General features: G+C 68.7%; 24 protein-coding genes. 15 read left to right on the top strand and 9 right to left on the bottom strand.

Annotated elements, in window-relative coordinates; genetic code table 11:
* Positions 1-47: 47 nt before the first annotated feature.
* Genes NHL60_RS09770 through msrA form a run of 3 tightly spaced genes read left to right on the top strand, consistent with a single transcriptional unit; the run spans position 48 to position 6,443 of the window.
* Complete coding sequence (locus tag NHL60_RS09770; protein WP_253442703.1) at positions 48-1,883, top strand: autotransporter assembly complex family protein; 1,836 nt, start codon at positions 48-50, stop codon at positions 1,881-1,883.
* Positions 1,847-5,878 (top strand): translocation/assembly module TamB domain-containing protein, encoded by a 4,032-nt coding sequence (locus NHL60_RS09765; RefSeq protein ID WP_253451912.1) that lies wholly within the window; start codon positions 1,847-1,849, stop codon positions 5,876-5,878. Before NHL60_RS09770 ends, NHL60_RS09765 begins: the two co-directional genes overlap by 37 nt.
* Positions 5,871-6,443 carry a peptide-methionine (S)-S-oxide reductase MsrA gene (msrA, locus tag NHL60_RS09760; protein WP_253451909.1) on the top strand — a complete coding sequence of 191 codons (573 nt, stop codon included), beginning with the start codon at positions 5,871-5,873 and terminating at the stop codon, positions 6,441-6,443. Before NHL60_RS09765 ends, msrA begins: the two co-directional genes overlap by 8 nt.
* A 20-nt stretch (positions 6,444-6,463) precedes the next feature.
* Here msrA and NHL60_RS09755 read toward each other — a convergent pair whose 3' ends face one another.
* Together NHL60_RS09755 and pepQ are read right to left on the bottom strand one after the other, a co-directional pair.
* Positions 6,464-7,498, bottom strand: a complete 1,035-nt coding sequence (locus NHL60_RS09755; protein ID WP_253451906.1) for a hydrolase — start codon at positions 7,496-7,498, stop codon at positions 6,464-6,466.
* A 3-nt stretch (positions 7,499-7,501) separates the two neighbouring features.
* Positions 7,502-8,797, bottom strand: a complete 1,296-nt coding sequence (pepQ, locus tag NHL60_RS09750) for a Xaa-Pro dipeptidase (RefSeq protein ID WP_253451904.1) — start codon at positions 8,795-8,797, stop codon at positions 7,502-7,504.
* Between the two features lie 149 nt (positions 8,798-8,946).
* Between pepQ and NHL60_RS09745 the strand changes: the two genes are divergently transcribed.
* Positions 8,947-9,426 carry a cytochrome c gene (locus NHL60_RS09745; RefSeq protein ID WP_253451901.1) on the top strand — a complete coding sequence of 160 codons (480 nt, stop codon included), beginning with the start codon at positions 8,947-8,949 and terminating at the stop codon, positions 9,424-9,426.
* On the opposite strand, the gene can is transcribed toward NHL60_RS09745, so the two are convergent.
* Entirely contained in the window at positions 9,420-10,067 is a 648-nt protein-coding gene (gene can / locus NHL60_RS09740) for a carbonate dehydratase (RefSeq protein ID WP_253451897.1), read from the bottom strand. The two genes, NHL60_RS09745 and can, sit on opposite strands and share 7 nt — an antisense overlap.
* A gap of 169 nt (positions 10,068-10,236) precedes the next feature.
* Between can and gorA the strand changes: the two genes are divergently transcribed.
* The 4 genes from gorA to NHL60_RS09720 all read left to right on the top strand — a co-directional run bounded on the left by gorA (position 10,237) and on the right by NHL60_RS09720 (position 14,299).
* The gene (gene gorA / locus NHL60_RS09735) at positions 10,237-11,616 is read left to right on the top strand and encodes a glutathione-disulfide reductase (RefSeq protein ID WP_253451895.1); all 1,380 of its coding nucleotides are present in this window, start codon (positions 10,237-10,239) and stop codon (positions 11,614-11,616) included.
* Positions 11,617-11,886: 270 nt separating this feature from the next.
* A complete protein-coding gene (gene ectA, locus NHL60_RS09730; RefSeq protein ID WP_253451892.1) occupies positions 11,887-12,465 on the top strand; it encodes a diaminobutyrate acetyltransferase in 579 nt (192 codons plus the stop codon).
* A gap of 85 nt (positions 12,466-12,550) precedes the next feature.
* On the top strand, positions 12,551-13,816 hold the full coding sequence (ectB, locus tag NHL60_RS09725; RefSeq protein WP_253451889.1) for a diaminobutyrate--2-oxoglutarate transaminase: 1,266 nt from the start codon (positions 12,551-12,553) through the stop codon (positions 13,814-13,816).
* 87 nt (positions 13,817-13,903) lie between these two features.
* Positions 13,904-14,299 carry an ectoine synthase gene (locus tag NHL60_RS09720; protein ID WP_119021060.1) on the top strand — a complete coding sequence of 132 codons (396 nt, stop codon included), beginning with the start codon at positions 13,904-13,906 and terminating at the stop codon, positions 14,297-14,299.
* Between the two features lie 36 nt (positions 14,300-14,335).
* Here the strand turns inward: NHL60_RS09720 and NHL60_RS09715 are convergent, their stop codons facing one another.
* A complete protein-coding gene (locus NHL60_RS09715; RefSeq protein ID WP_253451886.1) occupies positions 14,336-14,923 on the bottom strand; it encodes a DUF3833 domain-containing protein in 588 nt (195 codons plus the stop codon).
* A 300-nt stretch (positions 14,924-15,223) separates the two neighbouring features.
* Here NHL60_RS09715 and NHL60_RS09710 point away from each other — a divergent pair, with 300 nt between their 5' ends.
* The 6 genes from NHL60_RS09710 to yidD all read left to right on the top strand — a co-directional run bounded on the left by NHL60_RS09710 (position 15,224) and on the right by yidD (position 19,979).
* Complete coding sequence (locus NHL60_RS09710; protein ID WP_253451883.1) at positions 15,224-16,069, top strand: ATP-dependent zinc protease; 846 nt, start codon at positions 15,224-15,226, stop codon at positions 16,067-16,069.
* A 50-nt stretch (positions 16,070-16,119) separates the two neighbouring features.
* Positions 16,120-17,625 (top strand): UUP1 family membrane protein, encoded by a 1,506-nt coding sequence (locus NHL60_RS09705; protein WP_253451881.1) that lies wholly within the window; start codon positions 16,120-16,122, stop codon positions 17,623-17,625.
* Between the two features lie 3 nt (positions 17,626-17,628).
* On the top strand, positions 17,629-18,618 hold the full coding sequence (locus tag NHL60_RS09700) for an alpha-L-glutamate ligase-like protein (RefSeq protein ID WP_253451880.1): 990 nt from the start codon (positions 17,629-17,631) through the stop codon (positions 18,616-18,618).
* Between the two features lie 67 nt (positions 18,619-18,685).
* Positions 18,686-19,129: a transcriptional repressor gene (locus NHL60_RS09695; protein WP_253451877.1), complete on the top strand. Its 444-nt coding sequence runs from the start codon at positions 18,686-18,688 to the stop codon at positions 19,127-19,129.
* Positions 19,130-19,192: 63 nt separating this feature from the next.
* Positions 19,193-19,633, top strand: a complete 441-nt coding sequence (hisI, locus tag NHL60_RS09690; protein ID WP_253451873.1) for a phosphoribosyl-AMP cyclohydrolase — start codon at positions 19,193-19,195, stop codon at positions 19,631-19,633.
* A 10-nt stretch (positions 19,634-19,643) separates the two neighbouring features.
* Positions 19,644-19,979 (top strand): membrane protein insertion efficiency factor YidD, encoded by a 336-nt coding sequence (gene yidD / locus NHL60_RS09685; protein ID WP_253451870.1) that lies wholly within the window; start codon positions 19,644-19,646, stop codon positions 19,977-19,979.
* 49 nt (positions 19,980-20,028) lie between these two features.
* Here yidD and NHL60_RS09680 read toward each other — a convergent pair whose 3' ends face one another.
* From NHL60_RS09680 to NHL60_RS09665, 4 genes are read right to left on the bottom strand one after another with little or no spacing between them, the layout of a single operon-like run.
* Complete coding sequence (locus NHL60_RS09680) at positions 20,029-20,454, bottom strand: SufE family protein (RefSeq protein WP_253451867.1); 426 nt, start codon at positions 20,452-20,454, stop codon at positions 20,029-20,031.
* 27 nt (positions 20,455-20,481) lie between these two features.
* The gene (locus NHL60_RS09675) at positions 20,482-20,868 is read right to left on the bottom strand and encodes a type II toxin-antitoxin system HigA family antitoxin (protein ID WP_253451864.1); all 387 of its coding nucleotides are present in this window, start codon (positions 20,866-20,868) and stop codon (positions 20,482-20,484) included.
* Positions 20,868-21,164: a type II toxin-antitoxin system HigB family toxin gene (locus tag NHL60_RS09670; RefSeq protein ID WP_253451861.1), complete on the bottom strand. Its 297-nt coding sequence runs from the start codon at positions 21,162-21,164 to the stop codon at positions 20,868-20,870. Before NHL60_RS09670 ends, NHL60_RS09675 begins: the two co-directional genes overlap by 1 nt.
* 24 nt (positions 21,165-21,188) lie before the next feature.
* Complete coding sequence (locus NHL60_RS09665; protein WP_253451858.1) at positions 21,189-22,355, bottom strand: tyrosine-type recombinase/integrase; 1,167 nt, start codon at positions 22,353-22,355, stop codon at positions 21,189-21,191.
* Positions 22,356-22,721: 366 nt separating this feature from the next.
* On the opposite strand from NHL60_RS09665, the gene NHL60_RS09660 reads away from it, so the two are divergent.
* The gene (locus NHL60_RS09660; RefSeq protein ID WP_253451856.1) at positions 22,722-23,750 is read left to right on the top strand and encodes a DNA-binding protein; all 1,029 of its coding nucleotides are present in this window, start codon (positions 22,722-22,724) and stop codon (positions 23,748-23,750) included.
* Positions 23,751-23,781: 31 nt separating this feature from the next.
* Here the strand turns inward: NHL60_RS09660 and nfuA are convergent, their stop codons facing one another.
* A complete protein-coding gene (nfuA, locus tag NHL60_RS09655) occupies positions 23,782-24,372 on the bottom strand; it encodes a Fe-S biogenesis protein NfuA (protein ID WP_253451853.1) in 591 nt (196 codons plus the stop codon).
* Between the last annotated feature and the right edge of the window lie 90 nt (positions 24,373-24,462).

Genomic DNA, 24,462 nt, shown 5'->3' with positions numbered 1-24,462 from the left:
CTAATGAGTCGCACTGAGCAAGGCGTGGAGAGATGGAGAATCGTGGAATGATACGCCTGAGGGCTGCGGCTCTGGCGGCCGGCCTCGCCCTCCTGCCGGGCTGGGCAACCGCACTAGACGTGCGCATCGAGGGAATCGAGGGCGACGTCGCCGCCAATATCCGCCACTTTCTGGATGACCTGGACCCCGAGCAGTTCAGCCGCGCCCGGGTAGAGGGCGAGACCCAGCGCCGTGCCCGGGAGGCCATGCGGGTCTACGGCTACTACGAGCCCGATATCCAGCTGCGTCTGGACGATCGGGAGCCGCCGCGTCACGTGGAGCTGGTCATCGAGCCGGGCCCCCGGGTGACCATCGAACGGATCGACTTCACCCTGGCCGGGGACTCCCGACAAGACCCGCCCTTTCAGGAGGCCATCGACGCCTTCCCCCTAGCCCAGGGAGACCCCCTGGTACACGCGCCCTACGACCGGCTGCGCAGCCGACTCGCCAACCTCGCCCTGGAGCGGGGCTACTTCGACTGGCGCTTTACCGATCGCCGCCTGGAGGTGCGTCCCTTCGCCGAGAGCGCCCGGCTCTACCTGGCTCTGGACAGCGGGCCCCGCTACCGCTTCGGGGACGTCAGCATCCGTGGCAGCCATATCGAGACCGACCGGCTGCGCAACATGCTGACTTTCGCGCCGGGGGACCCTTACCTGGCCGGCGAGCTGGCCAGCTACAACCAGCGCCTGGGCCAGAGCGGCTGGTTCGGCTCCATCACCGTGCGGCCGCGCCTGATCGAGGGTGAGGCGCTGCTCCAGGAGGCCGAGGGCTTCCTGGCCGAGCTCGATACCGGCGCCGTGGAAGAGGCTGGTCCCAGACTCGAGATGGCCGCGGTGGACGCTGCCACCGCCGTGGTCCGCCGCGGGCCGTCGGAGGTGCCCATCGATATCGCCCTGACGCCGGCCGACCGCCACCAGTTCGAGGTCGGCGTGGGCTACGCCACCGACGTGGGGCCCAGGCTGCGCTTCTCCTGGGAGCAGCCCTGGATCAATCGCTACGGTCACGGCCTGGACCATGACCTCTTCCTCTCGGCCCCCGAGCAGCGCTTTTCCGGGGTCTACACCATGCCGCTGGCGGACCCGCTGCGCGACAGCTACCGCTTCCAGTACGGGTTGCGCCACCGGGACAACAAGGACACCCGCTCCCTGGAGGCCACCGTGGAGGCGGCCCGGCGCTGGGAGTTCGAGAACCGCTGGGTGCAGACCCTCTATGTGCGCAGCACCTACGAGGACTTTACCCAGGGGGGCGACGCCGAGCAGGTACTGATCCTCTACCCTGGTATCAGCTGGTCGCGCACCCGGACCCGCAACCCGACCTTCCCCGACTGGGGAGACCGGCAGCGCATCGCCTTCGAGGTCTCGGACGGCCTCTGGGGCTCCGACGCCGACTTCCTGCGCATGACCGGCGAGACCCAGTGGATCCGCATGTTCGGCGACGATACCCGGCTGGTGACCGGCGTGGGCATCGGCGCCATCGAGACCGATGACTTCGCCAAGGTGCCTCCCTCTCTGCGTTTCTTCGCCGGCGGCGACCGCAGCGTCCGCGGCTACGGCTATGAGAGCCTCTCGCCGCGCAATGAGGAGGGCCGGCTCACCGGCGGCCAGCAGCTGCTCACCGCCAGCATGGAGCTCCAGCATCGCCTGACCGGCAGCTGGTGGGGAGCCGCCTTCGTGGACACCGGTGACGCCTTCGACGACTGGGGCCCCGACGACCTCAACACGGGTGCCGGCCTCGGCGTGCGCTGGATCTCCCCGGTCGGCCCGATCCGCTTCGATATCGCTCACCCCTTCGACGATGAGGACAATGCGTGGCGCCTTCACTTCGCCATCGGCCCAGAGTTCTGACCTTCTTCTGGGCCCTGTTCAGGCTGCTGCTCCTGCTGCCGATCACCCTGTTCGGGCTGGTCGTTCTGGCCCTGGGCCTGGCGCTCTCTCCCTGGGGCGCCGGGCTGCTGCTAGACGCCGGGGCGCGCCAGGGGTTCTACCAGCTGGAGAGCCATGAGGGCGCGCCGCTGGACCGTCTGGTGCTGAACGGCCTCAAGCTCGAGGCGGGGCCTGCCAGGGTCGCCGCCTCCCGCATCGAGCTGGCCTGGGCCGACGACTGCCTGCTCAACGGCAGGCTCTGTCTCGATACCCTGGCGGTGGAGGGGGCGCGCATCCACCTGGCGGCGGGCGAGGGCGACGAGGCGGCCGAGGAGAGCGGCGGGGAGCCCCTGGAGGAGCTCCGGCTGCCCTTTCCCGTCGAGCTGCGCGCCCTGGCCCTCACCGATGTCGAGGTCGCCCTGGCCGATGGCACCCGGCTGCGCTGGGAGAGCTTCACCACCGGTGCCGTCGCCGAGGGGTCGCGGGTCGAGCTGCTGCCGACGCGTCTCGCCGGCCTGCGTCTGCTGCTGCCGTTGTCACCGGGCGCCCAGCTTGCCCTGAGCGAGGCCGAGCACGACGGGCCCCGCCTTGCCTCCGAGGCCATCGACGCCGCCATCGCCGTCCAGTCCCCGCTACCCGCCGGGGTGGCCGCGGAGCTCGAGGGGCTCGCCGCGCTTCCATTGGCCGAGCAGCCCCGTCGCGAGCTGCCCGAGATCCGGCTACCGCTGCAGCTGGAGGCGCCGGAGCTGCTGGTGGAAGACGCCCGACTGGAGGGGACCGTGGAGTACGGCATCGAGCGCCTGGCGCTGACCCTCTCCGCCCGAGGCCATGACGTACGGCTCCACCCCCTGGAGGTGGCCAGCCGGGACGTCGATGCCCGCCTCGAGGCGCGGGTCGAGCTGCGCGACGACTATCCCCTTCAGGCCCGCCTGCAGAGCGCCCTCTGGCTCCCCGACCAGCTGCCCGAGCTCGCCGGCCAGCGGATCGACCTGGCCCTGGACGGAGACCTAGGCGAGCTGCTGGTGAGGCTCGAGCTGGCCGGACCGGTCAATGCCGCCTTCGATGCGCGCCTGGATGCCCTGGCGCCGACGCTGCCCTTTAGCGCTTCGTTGACCAGCGACCTGCTGCAGTGGCCGCTGCCCGGCGCCGCCGCGGTGTCCGAGGACGAGTCGCCCGCCGAGCCCTGGCTGGTGGAGTCGCTGACCCTGCGTGCCGAGGGCAGCCTGACCGGCTATCGGATCGCCGCCTCGCTCATGGTGGAGGGCCCCGAGGTGCCCTACACCCGCGTTGCCCTGACCGGCAGCGGGGATCTCGAGCACTTCGCCTGGACGCCCCTGTCGGTGAGCCTCGCCGGCGGCTCCGTGGTGACCCGCGGCCGCGTGGACTGGTCCGAAGCTCTAGCGGTGTCAGCCGTCGCGCGGCTGGATCGGGTGGAGCCCGGCCGTTTCGTGGAGGGCCTCGACGGCCGCCTGGATGGCGATCTCGAGGCGAGCTTCGTGCAGGAGGTCGAGGGCTGGCGGCTGGCGGTGCCCCGGCTGGCCATCTCAGGCGAGTTGCAGTCACTGCCGCTCTCTCTCCAGGCCCGCCTTGAGGGGGACAGCGAGATGCGCTGGGCCATCGAGGCCCTGGACTTCCGCCAGGGGGAGAACCGACTGACCGCGGCAGGCCGCGTCAGCGAGACCGCCATCGACCTGGCGGGCGAGCTGGACTTCCCGGCCCTGGCGAACCTCCATGAGGCGCTCTCTGGGACCCTGGCCGGGCGCTTCAGCGCCAGTGGCAGCCTGGAGGCCCCCCAGCTCGAGCTCAGCCTGGACGGGAGCAGCCTGGCCTTCGCGGAGCATCGCCTCGAGGCGCTGCGCCTGGACGCCGACGTGAGCGGCATCGAGGACCCGAGCCTGGCGGTCAGCCTGGAGATCGACCGCCTGAATGCGGCCGGACAGCGCTTCAGCGAGATCGTCCTGGACCTCGACGGTCGCCTCTCCGAGCATCGCCTGACTCTGGCGGCCCAGGCCGGCCGCGGCATGCCGCTCTCCCGGGCGGCCCTGGTGCTGGAGGGCAGCCTGGACGCGGCGCGGGAGGCCTACCGCGGCACTCTCTCGATCTTGGAAGTGGACGCCGACCAGGGCGAGCTGAGGCTGGACCAGCCTCTCATCTTCGCGGCCGACCTGCCGGGGGGAAGCGTCACGGCGCAACCCTTCTGCCTGCGTCGGGTACAGGGCGGGCTCCTCTGCCTGGAGGAGCCGCTCCAGGCCTCCGCCGACAGCGGTCGCGCCGCCCTGAGCCTGCGTGAACTGCCCATGTCGCTGCTGGAGCCCTTCGTGCCTGAGGAGTGGTCCCTTGACGGTGGCAGCGAGCTCGACCTGGTCGCCGAGTGGCGCCAGGGCGGCAGCGCCTGGCAGGCCGACCTGCGCCTGGCAAGCGAGCTGGCCCTGGAGGGCCTGGATGCCTACGGTCAGCCCTGGTCGCTGCCCGCCTCGCGGCTGACCGCGGAGGTCTCGGCCACGCCGGCCCGCGCCGAGATCGACATCGACCTTACCCTGGCCGAGGCGGGGCGGATTGGCCTGGTGCTGGCCATCGCTGAGCCGACGGAGAGCGGAGGACTGGATGGACGTCTGACCCTGGACGGCCTGCGCCTCGACCGCTACCGCACCCTGGTGGCCGGTATGGAGACCCTGGAGGGGCGCCTGGAAGGGCAGGTGGTGATCAGCGGCACCGCCGAGGCGCCGGCCCTCAACGGGCGGATCGGCCTGGATGGGCTGCGCCTGCGCGGCGTCGATATCCCCCTGAAGGTGCGCGACGGCGAGGTCGCCGTGGAGCTGGCCGGAGACCAGGGCCGCATCGACGGCTTTATCGCCGCCGAGGAGGGCCGCCTGGCCATTCGCGGCGACGCCGCCTGGCCCAGCCCCGGCGACTGGCGCATCGATATCGCCCTGGACGGTCGCGATCAGCCGCTGCTGGCGGTGCTGCCGGCCTTCGGGCGACTGCGCATCGCACCGGACATGACGGTAAGGGTGACGCCTGCACTGCTGCAGGTGCGCGGTGAGGTGCGGGTGCCCTGGGCGCGGCTGAAGATCGGTGATCTGCCGGCCTCGGCGGTGTCGCCGAGCCCCGATGAGATCATCATCACCCGCCGCGATGAGGAGCGTGCCCGCCGGGCGGCAGAGCGCGCCGCCGAGCGGGCAGAGCGAGCCGAGGGGGAGCCGGGGGAGGACGCCGCCCAGGCCCTGGTCCAGGCCGGCATGGCAGTGGATGTGCAGCTCAACCTGAGTCTCGGGCCCGACATGCATCTCTCGGCCTACGGCCTGGAGTCGGGCCTCTCGGGTACCCTGGAGGTGCGCCAGCAGAGCGGTCCGGTCCAGCTCTTCGGCGACGTCAGCCTGGTGGATGGGCGCTTCCGCGCCTACGGTCAGGATCTCTTGATCCGTGAGGGGCAGCTGCTCTTCAGCGGCCCTCCCGACCAGCCGCTGCTCAGCTTCGAGGCGATCCGCAACCCCAGCGTGACCCAGGACGGCGTGATCGCCGGCCTGCGGGTGAGCGGCACCGCCGCCGAGCCCCAGCTCAGGGTCTTCTCCGAGCCGGCCATGGACGAGGCCCGGGCACTCTCCTACCTGCTGCGCGGTCGTGCCCCGGAGGCGGGCGGTGCCAATGGCGCCCTGACCCAGGCGCTGATCGGCCTGACCCTTGGGCAGACAGGCGGCGCCGTGGGCGCCATCGGCGAGGCCTTCGGCATCTCTGATCTGGCCCTGGAGACCGCCGGCACCGGCGATGAGAGCCAGGTCGTGGTCACCGGCCAGCTCACCGACGACCTGCGCATCAGCTACGGGGTGGGGGTCTTCTCGCCCATAGCCGAGCTGACGCTACGCTATACCCTGTGGCGCAACCTCTACCTGCAGGCGGTCTCCGGCGCGGCTCAGGCGGTGGACCTGGTCTATGCCTTCAGCCGGCCCGGCAAGCCGCCGAGGATCCCCGATGAATGAACCACGACGCGACATACCCCGGGAGGAACCCAAGATGGCGATGGAAACCTGCGTGCTGGGCGGCGGCTGCTTCTGGTGTCTGGACGCCACCTTCCGCCTGGTAGAAGGGGTGGAGGAGGTCGTCTGCGGCTATGCGGGCGGCGATGCCCCCACCCCGACCTATGAGGCGGTCTGTCGGGGCGCGACCGGCCATGCGGAGGTGGTGGAGCTCAGCTACGACCCTGAGGTGATCGGCTTCCGGGAGCTGCTGACGATCTTCTTCACCCTGCATGATCCGACCACCCTCAACCGCCAGGGCAACGATGTGGGGACCCAGTACCGCTCGGCGATCTATACCCTTGACGAGGCTCAGGAGCGCCAGGCGCGGGAGATGATCGCCGAGCTCGAAAGCGACTACGCGGACCCCATCGTCACCGAGGTGCGTCCGCTGGATCGTTTCTACCCCGCCGAGGCCTATCATCAGGACTATTTCACCAAGAACCCCGGCAACGCCTACTGCCAGTTCGTGATTCCCCCCAAGCGCCACAAGCTGGCCCGAACCTTCGGCCATCGCCTCAAGGGGTAGCGGCCCTTGCGGTCCCTCGCCTAGGGAGAGTGGAGGCCCCTGGCCCCGGTGCGCCGGCCGCTGGTCGGCGCATAGGCGGATGCCCACTCCCTGAGCTGGCGGGCCACCCGGCGCGCCAGCCAGGAGCGCAGCCGGCCCTCCCGCCACTCCACGAAGCCCACGTGCCCGCCCCGGGCGGAGAGCTCCACGTGCACGGCATCGCCCGAGGCGGGGAGGCGGGCAAAGAGGTCCGCCGGCATGAAGGGGTCATCCTCGGCGTGGAGGACCAGGGTCGGCAGCTCCAGCTCACCGAGCCAGCGGCCGGCCGAGGCGCGTCGGTAGTAGTCGTCGGCGTCGCGAAAGCCGTGCAGCGGGGCCGTGACCCGATCATCGTAGTCGCGCAGGCTGGCCAGGGCGCCCAGCGTTCTGGCGTCGAGCGCCAGGGGAAAGTCGTCGAGGCGCGCCGCCGCCCGAGCCTTCAGGGAGGCGAGCAGGTGACGCTGGTAGACCCGGGCGAAGCCCTGCTGCAGGCAGTCGGCACTGGCGGCGAGGTCCAGGGGAGCACTGATGGCGATGGCGCCAGCCAGGTCCAGGCCGTCACCGCCCTGTTCCGCCACCAGCTTGACCAGCATGTTGGCCCCCAGGGAGACCCCCGCCGCCACCTTGAGGGCGCGCGGGTAGCGCCTGGCCAGCTGGCCGATCACCCAGTAGGCGTCGGCGGTGTCACCGCTGTGATAGGCGCGGGGCAGGCGGTTGGGGGCGCGACCGCAGCCGCGAAAGTGCATCATCACTGCCCGCCAGCCCAGGTCCGTGGCAGATCCCAGCAGCTCCCGGGCGTAGGGGGAGGCGAAGGAGCCCTCCAGGCCGTGAAAGAGCAGGAAGAGAGGTGCCGCCTCGTCCTCCGGCCCGGGGGTCACCCAGGTCAGCTCCACGAAGTCGCCGTCGGGCAGCGTCAGGCACTCCCAGCGGTGGGGCAGGCGCCGACGGGGCAGCAGCCGAGGCAACAGGGTCTGCACATGGCAGTTGGCCAGCCCCGCCGGGGGCGTGAAATCAGCGCGATGCAGCCTGCCGCTCATGGCTCAGGGCTCCCGGGGCGTCAAGTTGACGGGACCCTCACCGGTCACCAGCACATTGTCCTCGATGCGGATGCCGCCGTGGTCGGCCAGGCGCTCTACCAGCGCCCAGTTGACCTCGTGGCGGTGACGATGGGGCGCCAGCAGCATGGGAATCACATAGAGCCCCGGCTCCATGGTGACCACCATGCCGGCCTCGAGCGTACGGGTCAGGCGCAGGGCGGGGTGGTCGCTAGGGGGCGGTAGGGGGCTCCCGTCGGAGGCGACGCGACCGGCCACATCGTGCACCTGAACGCCCAGCAGGTGGCCCAGGCCATGGGGGCAGAAGGCGCGGGTCAGGCCGCTGGCCAGCACCGCCTCGGGTGAGGCGTCGACCAGCCCATGGGTCACCAGCAGCGTCGCGAGCTCCTCGTGCATCCGCTCGTGGAGCGCCACATAGCTGACGCCCGGCGCCAGCCGGTCGATCAGGCGCTGCTGCAGGGTCGTCACGCCCTGAATCAGCGGGGCGAATTCGGGAAGGGCATCGCTGCCGGGCCAGGTGCGGGTGATGTCGGCGCAGTAGCCCCGGTGGCGACAGCCGCCATCCAGCAGCAGGCTCCGGGCTCGTCCCGGTGGCGCGAGGTCATAGTGCTGATAGTGGAGCACGCCGCCGTGGGCATTCAGGCCGACGATATTGGCGTAGGGCAGCTGGCTCTCCCGCTGACGGGCGGCGCCCAGGTAGGCGAGCTGGATATCGAGCTCGGCGCCGCCGTCCAAAAAGGCCTCTCGGGCGGCCAGGTGGCCCGCCAGGGCGCGCCGGTTGGCCTCGCGCAGGCAGGCCACCTCGTAGTCGCTCTTGCGCACCCGCAGCTCGTCAAGGCCGGCCAGCAGCGCCGGCGGGTTGGCCTCGGCCCCCAGGGCTTCGGCCTCGGCGGCGGTCACGTCTCCCACCACCGCGTAGCGGCCAGGGGGCAGGGCGGGAGGCGCCTCTGTCGCCCGGGGTTCGAGCCGGAAGCGGGCTACCCAGGGCTCGTCGGGGAGCCGAGCCGGCAGGTGCCAGAAGTCGTCGGGCGCGTGCAGGAAGAGGGTGGGAGCCTCGCCCGGGCGGATCAGCAGCCAGCTGTGGGCGAGCTGCGCCTGGCCGGTCCAGTGCACGAAGTGGCCGAAGGCGGCGAAGCTTGCGAACTGGTCGTCGCCCTGGTGGCGAGCCGGCCGGCCGCTGAAGAGCAGCACGCCGTCGAACTCCTGGGCCTCCAGCAACTCGGCATAGGCCCGGGTCAGGGCGCTCAGATGAGCGTGCTGCTGGCGATCACGTTCTGTCATGGACGTCGCTATCCTGGCGGGTGATTGAGACGATGTTCTTGGCAGATGCATTGTAGCGCTCCGCTCACGAGACGGGCAGGGCAGACAGGGCCCGGAGCGAGTGGCATCATGCCCAGCGCAAGAATCATACGGGGAGGAGCAAGATGCTGATGCTGCGGAAATCGCTGATGGCCGTCCTGGCGGCGGGTTCGATCCTGGCGCTGGCCGGTCCACTGCAGGCCGAGTCGCCGAACGGGGAGGGGCCCCTGTTCGAGAACCCACGCGAGGCCGTCACCTGGCGTCGGGAGGAGCTCAAGAGTATCGAGCGTCTGGTGCGTCAGCTGCGCTTCGACCTGGTCAACAATCGCGACGCCCGAGGCGCCGAGCCGCGCCTGGCGGAGCTGGCCGAGCGCGCCAGCGGCGAGAGCCTGCTGCCGGCCTTTATCGAGGGTAGCCACGGCCGGGGCTCCGAGGCGCGCCCGCTGATCTGGGAGGAGTGGGAGGCGTTCGAGGCCGGCTTTGCCGACCTGGAGGCTCGAGTAGCGGCGCTGCGGGAGGCGGCCGAGGCCGAGGATTACCGGCTGGCCACTCGGGAGCTGTCCGATCTCAGCCTGAGCTGTCGCAGCTGTCACCGCCGCTATCGCTACTGAGCCGGTGAGAGGTCCTCGATGCGATAGAGGGCCTCGGCCTGGTCGAGGCCGGAGATGGTGCAGCCCAGGTCCTTGACCCGGCCATCCGCCAGGCCGTAGACCCAGCCGTGCACCGAAACCTGCTGACCACGCTGCCAGGCGTGCTGGATGATCTTGGTGCGCGAGAGGTTTCTCACCTGGGCCTCGACGTTGAGCTCGCACATGCGATCCACCTGCTCGTTAAGCGGCAGCGAAGCCAGTGACTGGCGGTGCTGGCTGTAGAGCTCGCGTACCGAGTGCAGCCAAATATCCACCATGCCGTTGTCGCCGCCGGCGACGGCCGCCTTGACGCCGCCGCAGCCGTAGTGGCCCACCACCATGATATGCCGCACGCCCAGCACCTCGATGGCGTACTGCAGCACCGAGAGGACGTTGAGGTCATTCTGGTGGACCAGGTTGGCGACGTTGCGGTGCACGAAGACCTCGCCGGGAGGCAGTGAAATGATCTGATTGGCCGGCACCCGGCTGTCGGAGCAGCCAATCCAGAGGTAGTCAGGATTCTGCTGCTGCGACAGCCGGCTGAAGAAGGCCGGATCGTCACGCTGCACCTGCGCGGCCCAGCGGCGATTGTTCTCCAGCAGGCCTTCGATTTCATGCTTCATTCCAGGGGATCTCGCGGTGGTGATGGGGGCGCCATGCGACGAATGGCGGGTTTTGTACCCGGAGTCGCCTCCGTGGGTCAAATCGACGCCTGCCGAGCGGACGCCCCGGCTGCTATCATGCCTCGACGATGGAAGGGGCCGCGCTGGCCCCAGACAACAGGAGAATCCCGTGTCCGAGACACCCGCTGCCCAGTATGACTGGGACCTCTTCGTGATCGGCGCCGGTTCCGGCGGCGTACGCGCGGCTCGCACCGCGGCGGCCACCGGCGCCAGGGTCGCCGTGGCCGAGGACCGCTACCTCGGCGGCACCTGCGTCAACGTGGGCTGCGTACCCAAGAAGCTCTACTCCTACGCGGCCCACTTCCATGACGCCTTCGAGGACGCCGGCGGCTTCGGCTGGCAGCTCGCCGAGGCACCGCGCTTCGACTGGGCCACCCTGCGGGACAACAAGGTGGGGGAGATCAAGCGCCTCAACGGCATCTATGGCCGCCTGCTGGAGGGCGCCGGTGTGCGTCTGATCAACGGGCGCGCCCGGGTCATCGACGCCCACACCGTGGAGGTGGCCGGCGAGCGGCACAGCGCCAGCAAGATCCTGGTGGCGGTAGGCGGCTGGCCCTTCGTCCCCGAGTTTCCGGGCAGCGAGCTTGCGCTGACCTCCAACGAGGTGTTCGACCTGGCGCACTTCCCGGAGCGCTTCCTGGTGCTGGGGGGCGGCTATATCGCGGTGGAGTTCGCCAGCATCTTCAACGGCCTGGGCAGCGATACCCACCTGATCTACCGCGGGGAGCTCTTCCTGCGCGGCTTCGACCAGCAGGTATGCGAATTTACCCGGGACCAGATGGCCGCCAAGGGCGTCAACCTGCACTTCGAGACCAACGTGGAGCGCGTCGAGCGGGTCGAGGGCGGCCTGGCGGTCACCCTGACCAGCGGCGAAGTGCTGGAGGTGGACGCCATGCTGGCCGCCACCGGGCGCCGGCCGCACCTCGAGGGGCTGGGTCTCGACGCCCTGGGGATCGAGCTCACCGAGAGCGGCCATATCCGGGTCAACGAGCGCTTCGAGACCTCGCTGCCCTCCATCCTGGCGCTGGGCGACGTCACCGGCGGTCCCGAGCTGACGCCGGTGGCCCTGGCCGAGGCGATGCACCTGGTGGCCCACCACTTCAGCGAGACGCCGCCGACGGCGCCGCTGGACTACCGCAACATCGCCACGGCGGTGTTCTGCCATCCCAATATCGGCACCGTGGGGCTCTCCGAGGAGCAGGCCCGGGCGCAGTGCGGGGCGATACGGGTCTATGCCACCGAGTTTCGTCCCATGAAGCACACCCTCTCGGGCAGCCAGGAGCGCTGCCTGATGAAGCTGATCGTGGACGACGCAAGCGACGTGGTGGTGGGGGCGCATATGGTGGGCGAGGAGGCCGGCGAGGTGATTCAGGGCATCGCCATCGCCGTGCGCGCCGGTCTCACCAAGGCCGACTTCGATGCCACCGTGGGGATCCATCCCACCGGCGCCGAGGAGTTCGTCACCCTGCGCACGCCGACCCGGCGCTGAGGGGCAGGGCAGACGTCGCGGATCGGGCCACCTTCGGGTGGCCCGATCGCGTTTGCGGCGCGGCTCCCCGGGCTGGACTAGACTGCAGGGAGGCGGCCAGTGCCAGGTGATTGCCGCGCGCCGAAGCCGGCCGAGAGCGATTTGTGCTGCGCCGTAGCGGCCAATGCATAATTTTATGTTATGGATTTGGCTTGCCAAAATAACCGCCAATTTGATTTATCGGCGGCCGCTGGTATACTCGTCCTCAAATTCGCACAGCGAAACCTGCCCATGATGCCAACAAGCGAACCCTTCACTCCCTCCGCCGACCTGGCCCGCCCCAGCGTGGCTGACGCCGTGGTCGGCGCGGAAACCACCTCGCTTTTCATTCGCAAGCCCAACCCCGATGATGGCTGGGGGATCTACGAGCTGGTCAAGTCCTGCCCGCCGCTGGATGTCAACTCCGCCTACGCCTATCTGCTGCTGGCGACCCAGTTCCGCGACACCTGTGCGGTTGCCACCGACGAGGAGGGCGAAATCGTCGGCTTCGTCTCCGGCTATGTGAAGAGCAACGCCCCCGACACCTACTTCCTCTGGCAGGTGGCCGTGGGTGAGAAGGCCCGCGGTACCGGCCTGGCCCGCCGCCTGGTCGAGGCCGTCATGTCCCGTCCCGAACTGGCCGAGGTGCATCACCTCGAGACCACCATCACGCCTGACAACCAGGCCTCCTGGGGGCTGTTCCGTCGCCTTGCCGATCGCTGGCAGGCGCCGCTCAACAGCCGCGAGTACTTCTCCACCGACCAGCTCGGTGGCGAGCACGACCCGGAGAACCTGGTGCGCATCGGTCCCTTCCAGACCGATCGCATCTGATCCCGCTTTGGTGATGCGCTGGTGGGCCCCGCGGCCCGCCAACGCTTTCCCACGTCCATCTTTTCCTACCGACAGGAGGTCGCACATGCAGACCCAGATTCTCGAACGCATGGAATCCGACGTTCGCACCTATTCCCGCTCTTTCCCGGTGGTCTTCACCAAGGCCAGCAACGCCCGCCTGACCGACGAGAACGGCCGCGAGTACATCGACTTCCTGGCCGGTGCCGGCACCCTCAACTACGGCCACAACAACCCGAAGATCAAGCAGGCTCTGCTGGAGTACCTGGCCGAGGACAACATCATCCACGGCCTGGACTTCTGGACCGAGGCCAAGCGCCACTACCTCGAGACCCTGGAGGAGGTGATCCTCAAGCCCCGCGGCCTCGACTACAAGGTGCAGTTTCCCGGGCCCACCGGCACCAACGCCGTGGAGGCGGCCATCCGCCTGGCACGCAACGCCAAGGGTCGCCATAACATCGTCACCTTCACCAACGGCTTCCACGGCGTGACCATGGGGGCGCTGGCCACCACCGGCAACCGCAAGTTCCGCGAGGCCACCGGCGGCGTGCCCACCGTGGGCGGCACCTTCCTGCCCTACGACGGCTACCTGGGTGACGGCGCCGATACCCTCAACTACTTCGAGAAGCTGCTGAACGACAAGTCCGGCGGCCTCGATGTGCCGGCCGGCGTCATCGTCGAGACCGTGCAGGGGGAGGGCGGCATCAACGCCTGCGGCACCGAGTGGCTCAAGCGCCTCGAGCAGATCTGTCGCGCCCACGATATCCTGCTGATCGTCGACGACATCCAGGCGGGCTGTGGCCGCACCGGCAAGTTCTTCAGCTTCGAGCACGCCGAGGTGGTGCCGGACATCGTCACCAACTCCAAGTCGCTGTCGGGCCTCGGCCTGCCGTTCGCCCAGGTGCTGATGCGCCCGGAGCTGGACGCCTGGAAGCCGGGTCAGTACAACGGCACCTTCCGCGGCTTCGCCCTGGCCTTTACCACCGCCGCCGCGGCGCTGAACCACTACTGGCGCGACGACGCCTTCGAGCGCGACGTGCAGCGCAAGGGCGAGATCGTCGCCGAGCGCTTCCAGAAGATTGCCGGCTGGCTCAACAGCCAGGGGATCGAGGCCTCTGAGCGTGGCCGCGGCCTGATGCGCGGCATCGACGTGGGCAGCGGCGAGATCGCCGACAAGATCACCCATCAGGCCTTCGAGAACGGCCTGGTGATCGAGACCAGCGGCCAGGATGGCGAAGTGGTCAAGTGTCTCTGCCCGCTGACCATCACCGACGAGGACCTCCAGCAGGGCCTGGATATTCTCGAGGAGAGCGCCCGCCAGGCGCTGAGCTGATAGGCTGACCGGCGGGGGCAGCCCCGCAGGTGACGACGGTCGGGCCAGAGCGCGCCCGGCCGACAGGATCTTTTACGGAGACATCACATGATCGTTCGCAATCTCGAGGAGTGCCGCAAGACCGACCGCCTGGTCAAGGCCGAGAACGGCAACTGGGACAGCACCCGCCTGAGCCTGGCCGACGACGGCGGCAACTGCTCCTTCCATATTACCCGGATCTACGAAGGCACCGAGACCCACATCCACTACAAGCACCACTTCGAGGCGGTCTACTGCATCGAAGGCGAGGGCGAGGTGGAGACCCTGGCCGACGGCAAGATCTGGCCGATCAAGCCGGGCGACATCTATATCCTCGACCAGCATGACGAGCACCTGCTGCGCGCCCACAAGACCATGCACCTGGCATGCGTCTTCACGCCGGGCCTGACCGGCAAGGAAGTGCACCGCGAGGATGGCTCCTACGCGCCGGCCGACGAGGGCTGAGCGGCCGCGCCGCATGACCAGGACGCCCCCGGCACCTCAGGTGCCGGGGGCGTCTGCGTCTGGGCTAACTGAATCGTCGTCGAGGCGTTCGAAGACGATGGTGATCCGCGCCAGGGTCACGCCGAACTTCTTCATGTCGGTGCGGTTGAGCAGCCGACCGTCGGGCTGCAGGAACATCCAGTCCTCCATGGTGAAGGTGATCTCGCGGCCCGAGACCTCCACCGGGAGCCGGTAGGTCATGGTAAAGGCGTGACCCGCCTGACGCGCCTCCACGGGGCCCTCGACGTCATTGGCGCTGCCGACCCAGCGGCCGTCGGCCTGGCGTTCGAAGGTCCAGACCCGGTGGTCGGTCTCGCCGTCGTCATAGGTGAAGTGCTCGTCGAGGACCAGGGTGGTGCCGTCGTGCTCACCGTCGATGTCGACCACGAAGCGACGCTGCACCTCGCCGCGGTAGTCCTGGACCATGCCCCAGGCGCGGGTGCGTCCCTCGAAGTACTCGCCGATATCGAGCTCAGGCGTCGTGCCCGCGTAGCGGTCGATATCCACGCTGCTGCAGCCGACCAGCAGCAGCGGCAGGGCCAGCAGGAGAAGTGTCAACGGATAGGAGCGCAACTTTCGATACATGAGTCATCATCCGTACAAGGTTCGTAGAGTTACTGTGCATCCTAGCCCTGTAATGGTGCCCAGGCCAGCGAAAACGCCGGAACGCGGCTGTCGCCTCCTTGGTCCCCGGTAGTTCGCATAATGAATATTATGTTAAATTGACCATGGCAGAAGCGGCCCGCGCCGGATCGTCAGGCCTGGCGGTGACACTTTTTCACCCCCGAGGCGCGAATCTTCACACCCTTTGGCCCTCCCCGGTTGGACAAGGTTACCGGCGACTCCTTATCATCACGCGACCGATTCCAGGAACGACCTCACCCCATGTCCCGACCTCTGCTGTACTCCGGAGTCCTCTCCCTCGGCCTGCTGCTGGCCGGCTGCGCCCTGCCGACCAGTCCGGCCGACCCTCAGCCGGTGCTGGGGCCTGATGAGTTTGCCCTGCGCCTGGATCAGCTGGAGGACGACCTGGCCGCACGCTGCGAGCTGCAGCAGGTCGCGCTCTCGGACCACTCCCGCCGCCAGGAGGTGCTGGTGGCCGACGTTCGCGAGGTCGGTAGTCTGCTGCGTCACCTGCGCGCCGATATCGAGCGCCTGGAGCACAGCCAGGCCGAGAACGAGCCGCTGGTGATCACCCAGGAGTGCGCCGCCGACGAGCTGGGCCTGGCCAACAAGGCGGTGGTCGGCCGCAGCGAGTGGATCGGGCTGCCCGACGTTGGCACCTACCTCAAGGCGCGCATCGACTCCGGCGCTAACACCTCATCGCTCTCCGCCCAGGAGATCACCCGCTTCGAGCGCGACGGCGCCAACTGGGTGCGCTTCCGCCTGGGGCTGACCGACGACGACGTGGTGGTGGACGACGTTCGCGAGGAGTGGATCGAGGCCCCTGTGGAGCGCCGGGTGCGTATCGTCCAGGCCTCCGGCGAGGAGTCACGTCCGGTGGTCTCCCTGATGATGACCCTGGGTCCGATTCGCGAGCCGGTGGAGTTCACCCTCAACGATCGTACTCATCTCAACTATCCGGTGCTGCTCGGCCGGCGCTTCCTGATGGATATCGCCGTGATCGACGTCGCCGAGACCTATCTTCACGAGCGCCCCGAGTTCCCCGGTGGCCGCCCAGCGGATGAGGCGGCCATGGACGAAGACGACCGGGACGACGAGGAGCGCTGAGCCGCCCTCCCCGGTCTTGCGCTTCTCCCTGACTGCGCCAAGGAAGCCCCATGTCACGACTGCCCTTCTACCTGCTCGTCGGCCTGCTGCTGGTTACCGGCATCGGCCTGAGCGTGCACCGTCACATCACCCTCGAAGTGCCCTGGACGCCCGGCGAACAGCGGGAGGTCTGGGAGGTCGAGGCCATCGTCAACTTCAACGCCCGCGGCGAGCCGGTGCTCGTGGACATGGCGCTGCCCTCCACCCAGCAGGGGTTCCGGCTGCTCACCGAGCACACCGCCTCTCCGGGCTATGGCCTCGCCTTCCTCGAGGAGAATGGTGCCCGTCGGGCCCAGTGGTCGATCCGCGAGGCCAGCGGCAGCCAGCAGCTCTACTATACGACTCAGCTGGTGGTCACACCGGATGCCCGGGCCCCCAGGGTCGAGCCGCCGCGCCTGCGCCGGGATATCGTCTGGGAGCGCCCCTATGACACCGCTTCCGCCCAGGTCATCGAGCGCGCCTGGGGGCGCAGCGCCGACGCCTTCACCTTTGCCCGGGAGCTGATTCGGGACTTCGGCGACGAACGCCAGGGCGAGAATGCCCGCCTGCTGCTGACCCAGTTCGAGCGCGGACCGCTGCTGGTCCGGCTGCTCAATCAGGCCGGCGTGCCGGCCCGGGAAGTGAGCGGACTGCTGCTGGAGGATGGGCGCCGCCGCCAGACCCTGAGCCAATGGGTCCAGGTCTTCGATGGCGAGCGCTGGGCGCTGTTCAATCCCGCGACCGGCGAGCAGGGCCGCCCGGACAACCTGCTGCTCTGGGAGTCGAGTGGCCAGGCGGTGCTGGAGGTCCAGGGGGGCAGCAACTCCCGGGTCACCTTCTCCATGCTCAATCGCAATCAGCCAGCCGCTGCCGCCGTGCGCAGCCAGCTGGCCGATGACACCCTGATCAACTTCTCCATCCACAGCCTGCCGCTGGAGGAGCAGGCGCTCTTCCAGACCATCCTGCTGATCCCCATCGGTGCCCTGGTGGTAGTGCTGCTGCGTATCCTGGTGGGGATCAAGACCTCCGGGACCTTCATGCCGGTGCTGATCGCCCTGGCCTTCATCCAGACCAGCCTGCTTACCGGCCTGGTGGGCTTCCTGCTGGTGGTGGCGGTGGGGCTGGTGATACGCAACTACCTCTCCTATCTCAACCTGCTGCTGGTCGCGCGAGTGTCGGCGGTGATCATCACGGTCATCGCCATCATCTCGGTCTTCTCGGTGCTCTCCTACCGCTTCGGGCTCAATGCGGGCCTGACCATCACCTTCTTCCCGATGATCATCCTCTCCTGGACCATCGAACGGATGTCGATCCTCTGGGAGGAGGAAGGTCCCAAGGAGGTGCTGATCCAGGGCGGCGGCAGCCTGCTCACCGCGGTGCTCGCCTACCTGGCCATGAATAACCCCTGGGTGCGCCATATCACCTTCAACTTCCTGGGGGTGCAGATGATCCTGATGGGCCTGATCCTGCTGGCCGGCAACTACACCGGCTATCGGCTGCTGGAGCTGCGCCGCTTCAAGCCGGTCACCGAGGACTAGGCCATGCTCAACTGGACCTCCCCCGGCAAGCTGCGCCTCAAGGGCATCATCGGCATGAACCGGCGCAACATCCGCTATATCGGCCGCTACAACGACCGGCGCCTCTACCCGCTGGTGGACGACAAGCTGAAGACCAAGCTGCTGGCCCAGGAGTACGGCATTACCACGCCGGCGCTGATCGGCACCGTCACCACCCAGTTCGGGGTCAAGCACCTCGACGAGATGCTGCGCGGCCATGACGGCTTCGTGATCAAGCCCGCCAAGGGCAGTGGCGGCAAGGGGATCCTGGTGATCGACCACGTGGCCGAAGGCTTCTTCGTCAAGCCCAGCGGCGCCAGGCTCACCCTGCAGGATGTCGAGCGCCACGCCTCCAATATCCTCTCGGGGCTCTACTCCCTGGGCGGCTCCCCCGACGTGGCCGTGATCGAGGCGCTGATCAACTTCGATGAGCGTCTCGCCGAGTACACCTACGAGGGGGTTCCCGATATCCGGGTCATCGTCTTCCTGGGCTATCCGGTGATGGCGATGATGCGCCTCTCCACCGCCGCCTCCGACGGCAAGGCCAACCTTCACCAGGGCGCCGTGGGGGTGGGCCTGGATATCGCCACCGGCACGGCCATTCGCGGCGTGCAGTTCGACCGCACCCGCCACGACCACCCGGATACCGGCCATGAGCTTGCCAGCCTGCAGATCCCGGACTGGCGCACCCTGCTGCTGCTGGCAGCCGGCTGCTACGAGATGACGGGGCTCGGCTACCTGGGGACCGACATGGTGCTCGACCGCGACCAGGGTCCCATGCTGCTTGAGCTCAACGCCCGCCCCGGGCTCGCCATCCAGATGGCCAACGGCGAAGGGCTGCGCCGGCGCCTCGATCTTATCGAGCGACAGCCGGAGGGAGCCTCTCCCGAAGCCCGAGTGGCATTCGCTCAGCAGCACTTCGCCCGCCGCAGCGAGCTGGAGGCGATTGCCGAGGCGGCGGCCGCCGCCGTCTGAGCGCCGCTGGCCGCGGCGGCGGGGGGCGCGTAGAATACCCACTCCACCCCAACCGACCTGGCTTGTGATGACAGACTCCCGTGCGCTGCTCGATCAGGCCGCGCAGCAATGCCAGCAGCGCGGCGTACGCTTCACCCCGATTCGTCGCCGCGTGCTGGAGATGATCGCCGAGGCCCCCGGCGGACTGAAGGCCTACGACCTGCTCGACCGCCTGGCCGAGGAGCATGCCTCTGCCCGTCCGCCCACCGTCTACCGCGCCCTGGAGTTCCTGATCGACCAGGGGCTGGTACACCGCATCGAATCCCTGAACGCCTACGTGGCCTGCCCCTGCCCGGAGCACGCCCACGGCTTCCAGCTGCTGATCTGCCGGCTCTGCGGGCGGGTCGAGGAGCTGCACCTGGACGACGTCAACGCCCAGCTGTCGCGTCGCGCCCGGGACCTCGGCTTTCGGGTGGAGCGCCAGACCATCGAGCTGCTCGGCCACTGCGAAGCGTGTCACGCCGACGCCTGAGCCGGTCGCCCTCCCCTGGCCGGAGGTCACTGCCTTCCCCACCAACTTCCCTCGGACCGACCCATGAGCGATACCTTCAAGGCCCTGGAACGGGCCCCCTGCGACAGCCGCCACCCGCTGACCGAGATCCTCGACGCCGTTCGCTTCAATGCCGACGGCCTGCTGCCCGCCATCGCCCAGCAGCACGACTCGGGCGAGGTGCTGATGATGGCCTGGATGAATCGCGAGGCGCTGGAGGAGACTCTGCGCACCGGGCGGGTCTGCTACTGGTCCCGCTCCCGGGGCAAGCTGTGGCGCAAGGGGGAGAGTTCGGGGCAGCAGCAGCATCTGAAGCGCGCCGCCCTGGACTGCGACGGCGACACCCTGCTGCTGCAGGTGGCGCAGACCGGGCCCGCCTGCCATACCGGCCGGCGCAGCTGCTTCTACGTGGCGCTGGAGGAGGACAGCGTGCGCATCGCCTCGGCGCCGCTGATCGACCCCGATACCCTCTACGCCAAGCGCTAGGAGGTCACGCATGCCCTGCCTCGCCGCCTGGCTGGCCCGCCTGGTGCGCTTCGCGCGCCGGGCCTTGGCTTGGCTGATGATTGCCCTGGTCAGGGTCTACCAGGTCACCCTGAGCCCCCTGCTCGGCCCGCGCTGCCGCTACTGGCCCAGCTGTTCGAGCTATACCGTCGAGGCGATCCAGGTTCACGGCCCGCTCAAGGGGGGGCTGATGGCGGCGAGGCGCATCTCGCGCTGCCACCCCGGCTGCGAGGGGGGCATCGACCCGGTGCCGGGCGGGCCCAGCGAACGGCTCTGCCGCGAGGACCCGGAGCTGGACGAGAACTTCCGCCCGCGCGACGATGCCTGACACCACCGTTAGCTCGGCCCGGTTATTTATATTGCAGCGGGTTCTTGGCTCAGGCGGCCTCCTGCTCCGCCACCTCGTAGATGCGCTTGAGCATGGCGTGCAGGCCGTTGCTGCGGGTCGGCGAGAGGTGCTTGTCGAGGCCCAGGTCCGCGAGGAAGTGGGGGCTGGTGTCGCGGATCTCGGCGGCGGGCCGGTCGCTGTAGATGCGCATCAGCACGGCGATCAGGCCGGAGACGATGGCGGCATCGGAGATGGCGTCGAAGTGGATGGCGTCGCCGCGGCGCTCGTGGCGCATCCAGACGTTGGACTGGCAGCCCTGGATCTTCAGCTCGTCGCGCTTCCACGCCTCGGGAAAGTCCGGCAGCGCCTTGCCCATGTCGATGATGTACTGGTAGCGGTCCATCCAGTTGTCGAACATCTCGAACTCTTCGATCAGCGCCTGCTGCGCCTGCTCGGCGGTGGCTTCGGTCGTCATGGGATCTCCTTGTAGTAAAGGCTGCGATTATATCGGCTGGGTGCCGTGTGCGTCCGCTTTGGGCTCTGCCAGCAGGCTCTCGTAGGGAATTTTCAGCCCCTCATGCAGGCGCCTGATCATGTTGAGGCTCAGCTTCCGCTTTCGATTAAGCACCTCGGACACACGGCCACTCGAGCCGATATAGGGCTCGAGGTCTCGCTGAGTCAGACCCTGCTGCTCCATACGAAACTTGATCGCTTCGATGGGATCCGAGGGGGCGATAGGATAGTGCTCATCCTCGTACTTCTCGATCAGGATAGAGAGCACCTCCAGCTCATCGGCCTCCGGAGTGCCATCTTCGGCGGCCCAGAGCTGCTCCATGCGGGCGAAGGTGCGTTCAAGATCGGCATCATCATGGATAGGCTGAATATTCATCAGATAGTCTCCGCATCAACCTTGTCGTACTGGGCATGAGTGCCCACGAAGCGCACCCAGGCGATCTGCTGGGTGTAGCGTATCGATACGATCACGCGGTACTTGTTGCCCCCGATGTTGAATACGACACGCCCTCCCTTGAGGATGCTTGCCGTGCGAACCTCGGCTTTCAGCTCTTGCGGCGTCAGCCAGGACGCCTTCAGCATCATGTTGTGCCATTCGGTGAGCGGCGTCCTGGCATCCTCGAACCCCTGTTCCCAGAACTCCCTCAGCGTGCGCTTCGCGATGACTCTCACGCAACCTCCCTTTTTGGGAGAATCCTATGAGCTCCCACCTTGGGAGTCAAGGGGGATTGAGGCGATCAGGCCGTGGCGCGCCTGCTGGCGGTGCCAGGCCTCGTCCTCCGCGTGGAGGTAGCGCGCCGTGGTGTCTAACCTCGCGTGGCGGGCGGTGGCGGCCAGGTACCGCAGCTCCACGCCGGCCTGAGCCTGGTGGGTCAGCGCCGTATGGCGCAGCCAGTGGGGCGTTGCCTGACGCAGCCGCATCGCCCCTGGCCTGCCCGCCTCCCCCTGCCCCGCCTCCATGGCGGTAGCCGCCTCCGCGAACGCCTCCCGGATCAGCCGATAGAGCCGGTTGTCGCCGATACCGCGCCGACCATCCAGGGCGCGCAGCAGCGGCGCGGCATCATCCGGCAGCGGTTCCCGGGCAAGTCCCAGGCTCTCGCGCCAGTCGCCCAGCAGCGCCATCATGTCAGGCGGCACCGGGATCACCGCCAGCTTGTCGCCCTTCCCCGTCACCCGCCACCACCAGCGCCCCTCGCGGCGGTGAAAGTCGCCCATGCGCGCCGCGCTCATCTCGCTGATGCGCGGAGCCAGCAGATAGGCGAAGCCGAAGACCAGGCGGCGGCGCTGCCACTCGAAGCACTGGCGCGCCGAGGCGCCCTCCTCCACCGGCCGGCCGAGCCAGGCCCATAGCCATTCCCAGAGCGGGGTCTCCAGGTAGCGCTCGATGCGCGCCTGGCGGTTGTCCAGGCGCCGGCGCTTGTCGCGCATCAGCCGGAAGGGGTTGTGGGCCACCCACCCCGCCTCGGCAAGCCAGGCGTACAGGCCCTGGAGGATGACAAGGGACTGGCGGCGGCTCGCCGGCGACAGCGGCCCGCGAAAGGGGCGCCAGTCGTCGGCCTGCCGGGGCCTGGGCGGCCCCACCCAGCGCTCCCTGGGGCGCGGGTCGGCGAGAAAGGCCTCGAAGGCGTCCAGATGCGCACGGCGCACCTCGCCAAGCCCGAGCCCCTGCTCCGCCAGCCAGAGCAGCAGCCGTTCGGCTTCGCGGCGGTAGGTACGCTGCGTTTGCGGGCTGGCGCGGTATTCGGCGAGCCACTGGGCCACCGCTTCGACGTCGCTGCGCGCACTGATATGAACGCCCTGCCCGGCTACTGGCTGATCTACCCGGTCAGGCAGGGTGCTTGTCGGCACCGGCTCACGGTTCATTCTGCGCACTCCTCACTCCTCACTCCTCGCCCCTCGCCCCTCGCCCCTCGCCCCTCGCCCCTCGCCCCTCGCCCCTCGCCCCTCGCCCCTCGCCCCTCGCCCCTCGCCCCTCGCCCCTCGCCCCTCGCCCCTCGCCCCTCGCCCCTCGCGAGCCAGTATCCCCGCTATTCCGAAAGAAAAGCAAGATAAGCCGCGTAATCTTGATTTATCTGCATCTATCGTATCGTAAATTACATAATACGCAATATGTAATAACCTTCCCTTCTGGGCCTGGCCGGGATATGCTGCGCCCATCGAGCCCCGCCGCCGCGCTCCCGCCATCGGGGAGGCACCCGGCGGGCCCGGAACGACACGAGGAGAGGCGATATGGCGCGCAGCGGCGTGCAGTACGAGGATGTGCAGCGGGCCATCGACGACCTGCTGGCCAGGGGGGAGTCGCCCAGCGTGCAGAAGGTGCGGGAGGTGCTGGGCACGGGAAGCTTCACCACCATCAGCGAGCACCTGCGCGAGTGGCGCACCCGCCGGGAGGAGAATCGCGACGTCCCCCCGCCCCGCGGCATGCCGGCCGCACTTCAGGAGCTGGCCGAAGCGCTGTGGCAGAAAGCCGAGGAGAGCGCCAATGCCGCCCTGGCCCACTATCGCGAGGAGGCAGACGGCCGGGTCGAGGCCGCGGAGGCGCGGGTGGCCGAGGCGCGGCGCCAGGCAGAGGATGCCTCACAGCGCGAAGCGGCCCTGGCCGCCCACCTGACCCACACCGAGCAGCGCCTGGAGGAGCGCAGCGCCGCCCTGGCCCACTGCGAAGCCGAGAGAGACCAGCTCGATAGCCGGGTCAGGCGCCTCGAGAGTCGCCGCGCCGAGCTGGAGGGGCTCCTGGAGCGTATTCGCGGCGAGATGGCCAGCCAGGCTCGGGAGCATCAGCAGGCCCTTGGCACCCTGGAGGCCGAGCAGCGCGAGCGCCTGGCCCGGGAGGAGCAGCGCCACGAGAGCGCCGAGGCCCGCCTGATGGGACTCCTCGACGAGGCGCGCCAGGAGCGCCAGGCCCAGGAGAAGAGCGCGGCGGCGCGGGAGGCCCAGCTGGAGAAGCGGCACTCACGCCTGGAGCAGCAGCTGCAGGAGTCCCGCGGCCTGCTGGTCGAGGAGGAGCGCAAGCACCGTGATACCGACTGGGCCCGCCGCCAGGCCGAGACCCTCGCCGACACCCGGCGCCACGAGCAGGCGCTGCTTCAGGCGCGGGTCGATGAGCAGAAGCGCACCATCGAGGAGCAGGCGCTGCGCCTTCGCAACCTGGAGGAGCAGCTGCACCGCTGCCTGTGGCAGACCCCGGCGGCCCGTGAGGAGCCGGCGGAGGCCAGGAACGAGGAAGGCCCCGCCGCAGCGGAGCCTTCGGAGAAATAGCCCAGGGCGGGATCTTGCCCGCCTGGCCAGCCTAGCGGTAGTAGGCGTTGGTGGTGTCCGTATGGTCGGTCACGTCGCGAATGCCGGCCAGCTCAGGGATGCGCTCAATCAGGGTCTTCTCGACGCCCTCCTTGAGGGTCAGGTCCACCGCGGCGCAGCCCTGGCAGCCGCCGCCGAAGGCCAGCACCGCCACCTTCTCCTCGGTGAGCTCGATCAGCTTGATCTCGCCGCCGTGGGCGGCCAGGCCCGGGTTGATCTCGCTGTAGAGGATATAGTTGACGCGATCCTCCAGGGGGCTGTCGGCATTGACCTTGGGCATCTTGGCGTTGGGCGCCTTGATGGTGAGCTGGCCGCCCATGCGATCCTTGTTGAAGTCGACCACGGCCTCCTCGAGGAAAGGCAGGCTGTTCTTGTCGAGGTAGACGCCAAGCTTGGGCAGGTCGAGCCGCTCGTCGCTGGGCTCCTCCTCCCCGGGGCGGCAGTAGGCCAGGCAGGTCTCCGCGTAGGGGGTGCCCGGCTGCGTGATGAAAATACGCACGGCGATACCCTCGACGTTCTGCTTCTCGAGCAGCTCGGCAAGGTACTCCTGGGCGCTATCGGTGATCTCGATGGGCTGGCTCATGCTGATAGAATCTCTCGCTGTTCGGACCGCGGCCCCATGCTGCTCTTGGCAGGTCGCGCGTCAGGGTTTGCATAGGGAATATGGTAAGGC

It is taken from the genome of Halomonas sp. Y3 (genome assembly GCF_024137965.1).
GTDB lineage: Bacteria > Pseudomonadota > Gammaproteobacteria > Pseudomonadales > Halomonadaceae > Halomonas > Halomonas mongoliensis.
Note: the sequence above shows the minus strand (reverse complement) of the source record. Positions and strands in the feature narration are given on the sequence as shown.